Origin of the sequence: Polaribacter sp., from assembly GCF_036480315.1 — a bacterium.
Lineage (GTDB): Bacteria > Bacteroidota > Bacteroidia > Flavobacteriales > Flavobacteriaceae > Polaribacter.
The window spans coordinates 1-12,554 of sequence record NZ_JAZGGG010000017.1 but is presented as its reverse complement, the minus strand read 5'-3'; the positions used below and the strand labels follow the sequence as shown (position 1 = coordinate 12,554).

The 12,554-nt window shown below is 29.8% G+C and carries 12 protein-coding genes; 1 reads left to right on the top strand and 11 read right to left on the bottom strand.

What is annotated here, in order from left to right:
* Nucleotides 1-39 precede the first annotated feature (39 nt).
* The 10 genes from V3V28_RS02970 to htpG form a co-directional block, all read right to left on the bottom strand.
* Nucleotides 40-1,434, bottom strand: a complete 1,395-nt coding sequence (locus V3V28_RS02970) for a M28 family metallopeptidase (RefSeq protein WP_331363539.1) — start codon at nucleotides 1,432-1,434, stop codon at nucleotides 40-42.
* A gap of 4 nt (nucleotides 1,435-1,438) precedes the next feature.
* Entirely contained in the window at nucleotides 1,439-2,752 is a 1,314-nt protein-coding gene (locus tag V3V28_RS02965) for a hypothetical protein (RefSeq protein ID WP_331363538.1), read from the bottom strand.
* 101 nt (nucleotides 2,753-2,853) lie between these two features.
* The gene (locus V3V28_RS02960; RefSeq protein ID WP_331363537.1) at nucleotides 2,854-3,006 is read right to left on the bottom strand and encodes a hypothetical protein; all 153 of its coding nucleotides are present in this window, start codon (nucleotides 3,004-3,006) and stop codon (nucleotides 2,854-2,856) included.
* Nucleotides 3,007-3,149: 143 nt separating this feature from the next.
* The gene (locus V3V28_RS02955) at nucleotides 3,150-3,656 is read right to left on the bottom strand and encodes a GNAT family N-acetyltransferase (RefSeq protein WP_331363536.1); all 507 of its coding nucleotides are present in this window, start codon (nucleotides 3,654-3,656) and stop codon (nucleotides 3,150-3,152) included.
* Between the two features lie 18 nt (nucleotides 3,657-3,674).
* Nucleotides 3,675-4,574, bottom strand: coding sequence for a KPN_02809 family neutral zinc metallopeptidase (ypfJ, locus tag V3V28_RS02950; protein WP_331363535.1), 900 nt, complete (start codon nucleotides 4,572-4,574; stop codon nucleotides 3,675-3,677).
* Between the two features lie 53 nt (nucleotides 4,575-4,627).
* Nucleotides 4,628-5,632 carry a transglutaminase domain-containing protein gene (locus V3V28_RS02945; RefSeq protein WP_331363534.1) on the bottom strand — a complete coding sequence of 335 codons (1,005 nt, stop codon included), beginning with the start codon at nucleotides 5,630-5,632 and terminating at the stop codon, nucleotides 4,628-4,630.
* Nucleotides 5,633-5,642: 10 nt separating this feature from the next.
* Nucleotides 5,643-6,302 carry a carboxypeptidase-like regulatory domain-containing protein gene (locus V3V28_RS02940; protein ID WP_331363533.1) on the bottom strand — a complete coding sequence of 220 codons (660 nt, stop codon included), beginning with the start codon at nucleotides 6,300-6,302 and terminating at the stop codon, nucleotides 5,643-5,645.
* A 189-nt stretch (nucleotides 6,303-6,491) separates the two neighbouring features.
* On the bottom strand, nucleotides 6,492-6,674 hold the full coding sequence (locus V3V28_RS02935; RefSeq protein ID WP_331363532.1) for a hypothetical protein: 183 nt from the start codon (nucleotides 6,672-6,674) through the stop codon (nucleotides 6,492-6,494).
* 78 nt (nucleotides 6,675-6,752) lie between these two features.
* Nucleotides 6,753-7,115, bottom strand: a complete 363-nt coding sequence (locus V3V28_RS02930) for a hypothetical protein (protein WP_331363531.1) — start codon at nucleotides 7,113-7,115, stop codon at nucleotides 6,753-6,755.
* Between the two features lie 178 nt (nucleotides 7,116-7,293).
* Nucleotides 7,294-9,204 carry a molecular chaperone HtpG gene (gene htpG, locus V3V28_RS02925; RefSeq protein WP_331363530.1) on the bottom strand — a complete coding sequence of 637 codons (1,911 nt, stop codon included), beginning with the start codon at nucleotides 9,202-9,204 and terminating at the stop codon, nucleotides 7,294-7,296.
* Nucleotides 9,205-9,352: 148 nt separating this feature from the next.
* Here htpG and V3V28_RS02920 point away from each other — a divergent pair, with 148 nt between their 5' ends.
* Entirely contained in the window at nucleotides 9,353-10,921 is a 1,569-nt protein-coding gene (locus V3V28_RS02920) for a GMC oxidoreductase (protein WP_331363529.1), read from the top strand.
* 62 nt (nucleotides 10,922-10,983) lie between these two features.
* Here V3V28_RS02920 and V3V28_RS02915 read toward each other — a convergent pair whose 3' ends face one another.
* Complete coding sequence (locus V3V28_RS02915; RefSeq protein ID WP_331363528.1) at nucleotides 10,984-12,375, bottom strand: Gfo/Idh/MocA family protein; 1,392 nt, start codon at nucleotides 12,373-12,375, stop codon at nucleotides 10,984-10,986.
* Nucleotides 12,376-12,554: the final 179 nt, after the last annotated feature.

Genomic DNA, 12,554 nt, shown 5'->3' with positions numbered 1-12,554 from the left:
TAGAACATCATCGTAAATCGAGTAATGATAATGATAATTTTATCCTTGAGTAAGCACGTTTGTTTTCGTACACCTGACTTTAGTCAGATTTAAAAACCTATGGACTTTAGTCCATAGTGGTTTAGTTGGGAAAACTACAACACTTTCATGGCCGTTTTTACCAACAGCAGTAACACCAAAAAAGAAATTATCAATAACGATTCCTTTTAAAGTAAACTCAGTAGTTTCTACATATCTAGAATTATCCCAAGTAGGAGATGTTGTTTCTCGCCAATAAATTCTGTAGCCTTTTGCGCCTTCAACTTTAGTCCATTTTAGTTTAGCAGATGCTTGTACAATTCCGCCAATAGCAACTTCTTTTGGTGCTTCTGGCGCCCAAGCTAAACTTGCTAAATTTATTGCATTTACGGCCGTTAATTTCTTTGCATAAGGAGAATTAACATGTTCGAAAGTATCTCCATAATTAATTCCGTTTTCTGTTCTAATATCTTGATGTTGCTGTGTGTAATTCTCATGCGCTTCCATAATTCTAATTCCTGCAAAACCTAAATCATTAAAAGGTCTGTGATGTCCGCCACGACCAAAACGATCTAATCTATAAATCATCATTGGGTTCATTTCTGGCATATATTTTTTTACATTTTTATGAATATATCTTGCCAGTTGCCTAGAGATTCCATCAACTTCACCACCATAAAAACGACGCATCTTACGTTGTCTTTCAGTTTCATTTGCAGGAACTGGTTCAGAAAAAATTCTAAAAGAACGATTATCTATAACGCCATCAACTCCTTCAATGTTTCCAATCATGTCATTATTTAAAATTCCGATAATATCCCAATCTTTTTCTTTAGCATACTTTGCCAAACCTGCACCACCAAAAAGGCCCTGTTCTTCACCAGAAAGACCAACATAAATAATGCTGTTTTCAAATTTGTATTTACTTAAAACTCTTGCAGATTCAATGGTACCTGCCATTCCTGAAGCATTGTCATTTGCGCCTGGTGCATCTGTTGTAAAATCCATAGTATCACTTGCACGAGAATCTATATCTCCACTCATAATAATATATTTATTTGGGTATTTTGTACCTTTTTGAATTGCCACAACATTTACAATCCATGCATCATGTGGTACTCTTCTGTTTCCTTTTTTAGTAACAAAATCTTTCTGATAAAAGGTATTGATGCAATTGTTGCAATCACTGGATATTTTTTCAAATTCAGACTTTATCCAACGTCTTGCGGCTCCAATTCCGCGAGTATTTGAAATAGTGTCAGAAAATGTATTTCTTGTACCAAATTCTGTTAATGTTTTTACATCAGCTTTAATTCTATCTGCAGAAACAGCATTAATAATATCGTAGATTTTAGAATCAGTTTGACCGTTTATTGAAATAGCTATCAATAAAAATAAAAAGGTGATTTTTTTCATGAGTTTATTGTTTGTAATACCAAAAAGGGATTTCAATAACTTTTTCATTTTCTAATTTTTTTGTTTTTTTTGAAGTAATAAATCTGCTGATTTTTAATAAATGTTTTCCTTCAATAATTTCTTTTAATGGTATAATAGTCTGAAGACCTAGTTGATTATTGGTTTTGGTAATAAGAAAGTCAGTTTCAATGTTTAAGTTATCAATTTTTAAACGATATGTTTTCTTAAATGCATTCAGGTATTTTAATTGAACACTATCTTTTAATGCGTCTTTTTTATTTGATGAAAAAAAGTTACTGCTATAACCTCTTATATCTTTTTTAGGTTTTAAGCTTGGGTTCTGTTTAAGTACAATATCTTCTATGTTTTTTCTAAAAGGAATAAAAACTTTTAAATAAGGGTTTGAAATAATTTCTGATTGTATTGCTGCTCTTCTAATATATTGCCCTTTTTCTAATGAGTTTACATAATTTATATTGCTAATATAATTTTTAGTAGAATAAGATTTACTTAAGATATAATTAGATCTTACATTGTTTACCGATGAAGCATAAAAAGCAATTAAGTAAACAGGAAACAGTATAAATAATAGTTTTCTTCCGAATTTATTATCCAAAAAATTATAAACTAATGGTCTGTATAAAAAGGATAATGTAATAACACTAAAAACTTTATATAAAGGAAAATATAAAAAGGATGTCCATTCTTTTTTTTTAAAATAACCTAGGGTTACAAAATCGATAAAAACAATAAAAGATAAAAAAAGAAAGATAAAACAAAAAATGCCGAATAAACTATACCCAACCATTCCTGGAAAAATACCAGATTCTATAAAAAAAGCCCCTACTAAAAGAATAATAAACTGAATGATAAAAAAAGAGATGATGTAAAATAAATACAAAAATGTAACAGCAAACAAAATACTACAATAGTTTTCTAATGTGCCAATGTACTTATCAAAAGAACCAACCTTCTTTTTAAGATAATTTGTAAATCTTTTTTTATAGTTAAGGCTATCATATTCAATATCTCCAGAAACATAACGAAGCCCAATTGCACCAATCCATAAACCTCTTAAAAGTACATGAATTATTAAGTTTATAATTAAAACCTTACAAGAAAGCGCAGCAACTATATATAAGTATTTCGTATAACTTTCTAATGCAATTGCTTCTTGATGCAGTAATGCTAAAGGTTCTAATGAAGTAAATAAACCAAAAATGGCAAAACCAGAAATTAGCAACTCTAACTGCCAGCTTTCTTGCTGTAGTTTGTCTAAAAGTTCTCTAAACTTATTATTTGTGTAATCATTCTTCATATAAAGTTTAATTTGGCTCTAATATACAGACCTTTTTAAAAATAAAAAAACCACTTCAATAAAATTGAAATGGTTTGTAGAATTAGAATTGAATTATTAGTTTATTCGTTATCTTTTTTTTTTGTTAAGTTAAAGCCTACAAATAAGCCAACACCAGCCATAAAGAAAATTGTTGCAGGATAAATTGCATCTTCATCTAAACTTGTATAAGTGTCTAAAATTAAAGCTAAAAATACACCTAAACCAATTCCCATTAATAATACCGAATATAAAACTGTATTTGAATCTTTTTCAGTTTCAAATACAGTTTTATATTCGGTATTTTTCTTTGGATTGATGATTATTGCGCAAGTTGTTTTTTTAAAAAATCATTTTAATAAACGGTATCATTAAAATTCTAAATAAAGAACATGTTAGGATTAGAATGTGTCTCTGAAATAGGGAAATCATAACTACCTACTTTTTTAAAACCCTTTTTTTTATAGAAAGAAATGGCTCTAGAGTTTTCTACCCAAACAGCCAACCAAATTCCTGCTTGGTTATTTTTCTTCGCTAAAGAAATATTAAAGTTGAATAATTCTTTTCCTAAACCCAAACCATAAAATGCTTTCAAAAAATACAATCTACTCATGTAAGTAACATTTTTTGCTACTATTACTAGACTTTCTTGGTTGAAAACTATTTTTGAATACCCAGCAATTGTACCATCAACATAAAAAAGATGATATTCATTTTTTGTGTCTAATAATTCTAACGCAAAATGTTCTTCACTAAAATTTTTAGCAACATAGTTACCTATATCCTTTTTAGTTGCAGAATGACCATGAGTAGTTATAAACGTTTCTGCGCTTAATTTTGATAAAAGTTGCGCATCTTTTACAGTGGATTTTACAATTTTATGCATCTTTAAAAAAATGAAACTTTACAAAGAACGTGCATTAAAAGTATCACCTTGGTTTACATCACCAGTTTCAAAACCTTTTTTAAACCAACGCATTCTTTGTGCAGACGTGCCATGTGTAAAAGAATCTGGTACAACTCTTCCTGTAGAGTTTTTTTGCAAACGATCATCACCAATTGCATGTGCAGCATTTAGCGCTTCTTGCAAATCGCCTTGTTCCATAGATTGATTTATTCTTTGAGAATGATGTGCCCAAACGCCAGCATAAAAATCTGCTTGTAATTCTAACATTACAGATAACTTATTGTATTCAGTTTGGCTAACTCTACCACGCATAGATTGTACTTTTCTATTCATGCCTGTTAGATTCTGAATATGATGCCCAACTTCATGAGCAATTACATATGCTTGCGCAAAATCTCCTGGAGCATTAAGTTTTCTTGCCATTTCTTGAAAAAAACTTAAGTCGATATATAATTTTTCATCACCAGGACAATAAAAAGGGCCTGTTGAACTAGAAGCAGCTCCACATGCAGAATTTACAGATCTTGTAAAAATAACCAAAGTTGGTTCTCTATAATTAGGGATAATTTTATTCCAAATATCTTCTGTGTCCGCTAAAACGGTAGCACTAAAGTCTGCCAACTCATTTTCTTTTGCTGTGCCTTTATAAGAAGTAGATTCTATTTTATTATTAGTATTTCCAGTTAAGAAATTTAATGGATTATTACCTGTAAAATACATTATAGCCACAATAACACCTACAATGATTAATCCTTTTTTTGAAGTAATTAATTTTAAAACTAAAGGTATTAAAAGTTTTACCATTCCTCCACTTAATATTCCACCAGAACTTCCTCCAGAAGATGCGCCTCTTCTATCATCTACATTTGCGCTTTTCCTTCTACCTTTCCATTTCATAAATTTGTCTTTTAAAAATCTAAATTTACTACTTATTTTTTAGTTGATGAAATTCATTTTTGTACATTAAAAGTATAGGTCACAATCACATCGTTTTTATATAGAATATGAACATCATAAAATCCTTTTATTTTAAATTTATGAAGGATTAAAATTGAATCTTTTTTTCTTAATATAGAAATTGGTTTTACAGTTCTTGTAAGACTGGTCTGGACTTTGAACTTGCTTAAGTCTATAGATTCTGAGGCTTTTAATGCAAATGTAATTTCTTCATTTTTAGAAATTTTATTTTCCATTTTTTTTGGAAGAACTGGCGTAATTTTATGTTTAATGATCTTGCTATAAATTAAAGGGGCATTTAAAAACTCTTTAGCAGTTGTTATTTTGTTTTCTAAAAGCATCCACTTTTTATTCAATGGTAAATGATTTTTGACAAACAGTTTTGGTTCTGTTAAAAAGTAGCCATCATTATAATCGAATATGAATTTATTTTTATTTAAATCAGTATAACCACTTGCCCAAGTTGCATCTACTAAATACCATTTGTTATTTAAAAATACCGCATTCCAAGAATGATTTGGTATAGACAATTTACCAATATTTGCCGAATTGTTTCTACCATAACCATTAATTATTTTACAATCTACATTAGCAATACTTGTCATCGTTTTTAATAAATAAGCATAACCAGTACACATGGTTTTTTTATCTTCTAGTAGACTCTTGAATACAGTTTTTGAGTATTCTTTATTCCATTTAAGAAAAGAATTAGAATCATTTTTATATTTATTTCTTTTTCTTCTAACCTTTCTGTGCATATTGTAGTCACCTTTTACATTACTACAAATCCATTTATAAATTGCCCTAAATTTTTCAACATCAGTTTTTAAATTAGATGTTAAATCATAAGTAAGTAAAGGAAGATTTTGTAAGTTTCTTCCTTTACTTTTTTTGGCATTATTATCTGCTTTATTGAAATTAATATTCTTAAAATCGGATACTTGTGAATTTGTTTGAAGCGTAATAAAAAGAAGTACAAATGCTAATAAATATTTCATTAGAAGAATTTTAGATTAAGATTTTTTTTTTTGATTTATATACTTGTCTAACATCTACAGCACCCATTAAGACACAACTTTCAGAATCGAATTTTACATTTAAAACAATGTTTTCTTTTGAATTTTTGCTGTTAATAGCTACTTTTTTTGTTTCATAACCTAAATAAGAAAAAATTAAAACATCTCCATTTTTAAGTTTTTTAGGAAAAGTGAATTTTCCATCAAAATCAGTTTCTGTTCCAATTCTAGTTCCTTGTAAAAGAATACTAACACCAGGTAAAGCTTCTGTTTCATCCGAAACAATTCCTTTAATAATTTTATCTTCAGCAAGTTGTTTAATTTGTTTGCTTATTGGTTTTTGTTGTGCTTGTATACTTCCGAAAGTAAAAAGAGACAAACATGCTAAACCAATACCGCTAAAGAAACTTAATTTTTTGTTTAGGGTATTTTTATTGGAAAGATTTTCAAATTGATTTTTATTGAATTTACCACAAGTTTTAGCACCAGTATTCTTTTTAAAATAGCTAATAATTTCTTGTGAAGTCAATTTAGAGAAATCAATAACTTCTTTGCTACAAGAATTACAAAACCCTCCTTTTGCTGTTTTTTGAAATGAATTAAAGTTTTCTGTACATGGTGTTTTTACTTCTAAACTAATTTGCGTTTTCATAATATGTGTTTTAATAGTTACATATCAAACTTATAGCTTAACAAGAAGTTAAAAAAACTAGATTTAGTTATCTAGCTTGTTTTGTGAGGGAAGTTACATTTTGGGTTAGTTTAAGTTGTATTTAGGTCACTGTTTTTTCATAAATAAAAATAAAAAAACCTCTTTGTGAAACAAAGAGGTTCTAATTTGTCAATCTTTTTTATCTTGTTGTTCAATTGTGTAATGACTACCAAAGACAGACTTATCTTCTTCGTTAATAGAGTTAGACATACCCAACATAAATGCAGTTATAATTAATAATATTTTCTTTTTTAACCAATAAATTGGTCGTTTTGTTTTTTTAAAACGCGTGTTTTTTTTCTTATTATACATGGTAATAATGATAAATGGTGAGACATTTTTTTATCATTTGATGCTTTTCAGCATTTTGCCAAGAACAGAAATAGAGTTCTAGCTTAAGTATAAATTAGAAATTGAATTACTTGAGGTAGTTTTAGTAATTAAGAAAATATGTTGTTTTTTTAAGAAAGAAATTTCTTGATACAGTTGCTTTTGTAATTTTAAAACATACAGAACTTGTTTTTGAAAAGCATTTTTTTGAGGAATACTTGGGAAGAAAAAAGAAAGAAAATAATTGCCAGAAAATGTATTGTTAAAAACAACTTGTTTTGTGTTTCTGGAGCTAATAGATTTCTTCTGAATGACTTTAGAAGATTGATAGTAATTAGCAACACTTTCTTGAGAATATACGGTAGAATCTGTTACCGAAAGTACCAAGACAAGTAGTAAAACAAAAAAATGTTTCAATTGCATTATAAATCTGTTTATATAAAAATAGTCTTTTTAAAATAAAACCTCTTTGAATGAACAAAGAGGTTTATAATATAGCTGTCATTGCGAATGTAATGAAGCAATCTCATTCTTTAAAAGCAGATTACTTTGTCATTCTTACTCGTAATGACGATTTTTTAAAATATCTGCGGCATTACCACTACTTGATTAACTCGTAAGAACGTTTAATAAAGTTTGTTAACTCTTCACCGTGTAAAAGGTTTTGAGATAATTTAGCTAAATCAAAAGCTTGAGAAATTAAACCTTTCTGTGCAGCTTCATCTTTATTATTTAAAATTTCTGAAACTAACGGGCTATTAGTGTTTACCACTAAATTATACATGTCAGGAAAGTTACCCATTCCCATCATTCCGCCGCCACCAGAAGCTTGCATTTCTTTCATTCTACGCATAAATTCTGGTACTGTAATTAAAAACGGAGAAGCAGCAGAATCCATAGCTTCTAATTGAACTGTGTACGTTTGTTTTGGCACAGCAGCTTCAATAATTGGCTTTAATGTTTCTTGTTCTGCATCAGATAATTTAGAAATTACGTTTTCGTCTTTCTTTATTAAATTATCAATAAAATCTGAATCTACTCTTGTAAACTTCACTTTTGCATCACCACCTTCTAATTTCTGCATTAAATGAGAAATAATAGGAGAATCTAATACCAATACTTCATATCCTTTTGTGGTTGCATCTTGAATATAACTATGTTGTGCTTCTTTGTTAGAAGTGTATAAAACAACATGATTACCGTCTTTATCAGTTTGGTTATCTTTTGTTTTTTCAATCAATTCATCAAACGTAAAATAAGAATCTGCAACTGTTGGGTACAATGCAAATTTCTTCGCTTTGTCAAAGAATTTATCTTCAGACAACATTCCGTACTCAATAATTACTTTAATATCGTTCCATTTTGTTTCAAAATCTGCTCTGTCTTTTTTGAATAAAGAAGCTAATTTATCACCTACTTTTTTAGTGATGTAACCAGAAATTTTCTTTACAGCTCCGTCTGCCTGTAATCCAGAACGCGAAACGTTTAAAGGAATGTCTGGCGAATCTATAACACCTTTTAGCATCTGTAAAAAGTCTGGTACAATGCCTTCAACATTATCTGTTACATATACCTGGTTTTGGTATAATTGAATTTTGTCTTTTTGAACATCCATTGATGGACTTAACTTCGGGAAGAATAAAATTCCTGTTAAGTTAAAAGGATAATCTACATTTAAATGAATGTGAAATAAAGACTCTTCAAATTGCATTGGATACAATTCTTTGTAGAAGTTAGTATAATCTTCATCATTTAAGTCTGCAGGTGCTTTTGTCCAAGCAGGGCTTGTGTTGTTGATAATGTTATCAACAGAAATTTGCTTATGTGCTTCTGTAGTTTCTTTACCTTCTGCATCTTTTGTAGTTGCTGGTGTAAATTCTGGATCGTTAATTTCTTTGTTTCCAAATTTAATTGGCACTTGATTAAAACGATTGTATTTGTTTAATAAACCACCAATTTTTTCCTCTTTTAAAAACTCTAAAGAATCTTCTGCAATATGTAAAACAATTTCTGTTCCTCTGTCAGCTTTGTCGTGTTCTACTAAAGTGTATTCCGGAGAACCATCACAATTCCAATGAGCAGCTGGAGCATCTTTAAAAGACTTTGTGAAAATGTCTACTTTTTCTGCAACCATAAAAGCAGAGTAAAAACCTAAACCAAAATGACCAATAACGCCAGTGTCATTTTTGTCATCTTTATATTTTTCTAAAAACTCTTCAGCTCCAGAAAATGCAATTTGGTTGATGTATTTTTCAACTTCATCCATTGTCATTCCTAAACCTTGATCTTTAATAGTTATAGTTTTAGCAGCTTCATCAATACTAATTTCAATTTTAGCATCACCCAATTCTGTTTTTGCTTCGCCAATAGAAATTAGGTGTTTCAGTTTTGTAGTTGCATCTGTTCCGTTAGAAATTAATTCACGTAAAAAGATTTCGTGATCAGAATACAAGAATTTTTTAATCAGCGGAAAAATATTTTCTACCGATACATTAATATTTCCTTTTGCCATTTTTATATTTATTTTGTTTAATTTATTATTTGTGATAATCAATAGTCAAAAAAAATACCAAACAAAGATTTATGACAAGATGACAGAGATACTTTTATCTTCTTAATTTTTATTATATTTAAAACCTATCAATTTGGGCTTTGCTTTTATGAAGAATTTAGAGTACGATTATGTAATTATTGGAAGCGGTTTTGGCGGTTCTGTGAGTGCGTTGCGTTTATCAGAAAAAGGATATAAAGTACTTGTTATTGAAAAAGGAAAATGGTTTAAAGCCGCAGATTTCCCTAAAACAAACTGGAATTTAAAAAAATGGTTGTGGTTGCCACAAATTGGCTTTCATGGTTTTTTTAAAATGACATTCTTAAATCACGTTAGCGTACTTTCTGGCGTTGGTGTTGGTGGCGGTTCTTTAACATATGCCAATACTTTACCTGTACCAAAAGAGCAGTTCTTTAAATCTGGTAGTTGGGCAACTTTAAACAATTGGAAAACTATTTTAGATCCTTTTTATGAAACGGCTTATAAAATGTTGGGTGCAGAAACAAACCCAAAACTAGAAGCATCAGATTTAATATTACAACAACTCGCTAAAGATATTGGTAAAGAAGATCATTTTGAGGCAGCAAAAGTAGCTGTGTACTTTGGTGAATCTGGTCGTACAGTTAAAGACCCGTATTTTGATGGAAAAGGACCAGGCAGAACTGGTTGCATACATTGCGGAGCATGTATGACAGGTTGTAGATATAATTCTAAAAACACATTAGATAAAAATTATTTGTATTTAGCTGAACAATTAGGCGCAACAATTATTGCAGAAAAAGAAGTTGTAAATGTGTTACCTATAGGGAATAAAGATGGGTCAGGTGGTTATACAATTGAATATAAAGCAAAAATAGGAAAGAAATCTAATGGAAAAGTTACCTCAAAAGGTGTAATATTTTCTGGTGGTGTTATGGGAACAGTTCCGTTATTATTAGAATTAAAAGATGAAAGTTTACCAAACCTTTCTGATAAAGTTGGTAGTAATATTCGTACGAATAACGAATCATTATTGATAATGACATCTACTGAAAAAAAACATAAAGATTATTCTAAAGGATTAGCAATTGGTTCTGTACTTCATACGGATGAAAACAGTCATTTAGAACCCGTTCGTTATGGTGAAGGTTCTGGTTTTTTTAGAGCGTTAACAATACCAACGGTTCATAATAAATTTGTAGTGTTTAGACTTTTAGGAGTGTTTGGAATTATATTAAAACAACCCTTACGTTTTTTAAAAACACTCTTTGCAAAGAATTACGCAAAGAGAACTACTGTTTTACTTTTTATGCAAACTCTTGATAGTACATTACGTTTAAAAAGAGGCAAGTTTACAAGAATGAAAACAGTTACAGAGCAAGGAAAAAAACCAAATGCATTTATTCCTGAAGCGTTAACTTTAGGTAAAAGGTTTGGTAAAATGGTGAAAGCAATTCCGTATGTTAACTTTACAGATGTGTTATTAGGTAGCCCAACAACGGCACACATTTTAGGTGGTGCAGTAATGGGAGAAGATACATCAGTTGGTGTTATTGATAAAGATTGTAATGTCTACGGATATAAAAACATGTTAGTTTGCGATGGTTCTATGATTTCTTCAAATCCTGGTATAAACCCTTCTTTATCTATTACTGCAATTTCTGAATACGCAATGAGTAAAATTCCTGATAAGAATTAAACCTTCCAAAAATTATCAATAAAAAAGCCACAAACTCTAAAATTAGTGACTTTTATTTTAGATTAAATGTTCCTCAACATTTCAGTTTTATTTTTATTTTTCCAAGTTCCACCAGTAAAATCTGGTACTTTTACAGAACTACTATTTTGTGAAACAGACAATTCTGATAGCGGTGTAATTGCACTCCATAAAACACTATCATAAACATTTATATCTAAAGGAATACCTTCATTTAAACATTTAATTAATCTATAAATCATAACAAAATCCATTCCTCCATGACCAACAGAATTATCAGAAATCTGTGTTTTTAATTTACTCCAAAGAGGATGGTTGTACTTCTCTCTATATTCATCATACTTTTCTTTCTCTAACCATTTATGTCCCCACCAAGCCAATTCATCTTCATTGATATATAATTTTGAAGGATATCCTTCATGAACTGCTTTTGTACCCACAACTGTATTCAGTCTGTCATAAGGTCTACCAGAATGCACATCAAATTGTAACATAATTGTTTTACCTAATTTGGTTTTTATCATTGTGGTATTCATGTCACCACATTTTACATTAGAAAATTTATCAATTCCTGCACGTTTTGCAGCATCACTCAAACTTTTTTCACGAGAACTCATAGAAACTACATGATCAAAAGTATCTCCACGACCAATATCCATATATTGACTAATTGGCCCTAGACCATGTGTTGTGTAGAAGTTTCCATCTTTTTTTAAATGGTGCTTAATTCTCCACTGATCTTCATAATAGGTTTCATCTAATAAATGTTTACGTAAATCATGAATGTAAGCGCCTTCAGCATGTGTTAAATCACCAAAAACACCTTGATTTACCATATTTAAAACCCATAATTCTTCATTGTTAAAACAACAGTTTTCCATCATCATACAATGTTTCTGTGTTCTCTCTGCTGTTTCTACTAATTTCCAACAATCATCTAGAGTTGTACCAATTGGCACTTCTGTAGCCACATTTTTTCCTTTTTCCATTCCATACAAAGCCATTGACGTGTGCATTTCCCAAGGAGTCGCAATAATTAGCAAATCAATATCATCTCTGTCTGCAACTTTTTTCCATTCATCTGGGTTTCCATGATAAGCTTCTGCAGTTGTATTGTGTGTTTTTTGAAGATGTGCGTTTAGTTTATCAGTCTTTTCTTTCTTTAAATCAGAAATTGCAACAATGGTCGCTTTATTATTTTTCATTAACCAATCAAACATTTGTATTAATGTATGTCCTCTGTTTCCCGCGCCAATAATACCAACTCTTACATTATCAATTTTGGGGACTTTTAAACCAAAGGCAGTTCCTTTTGCAGATTTGTTAAGTAATGTATTTGTTTTTTCAATTGTTTCATCTTTGCAAGAAACTGCGGTTGAAACGCCTAAAAAAAGTGCCGCTTTAGAAGAAAGTGATAAAAAGTCTTTTCTGTTCATAATTTTGGTTGCTTTTATTATTTTGGAATGATTGTTATTGTAAATATATAAATAAATTAACCTGTTGTGCATTATAAAAAAGCTGTTCATTGATTAAGAGAATCGTATATTTAATTGAATTTCAAACATTTAAATAGATGAACAGCTTTAGAGCAAATTACGAGAAAATTTTAGAGGTA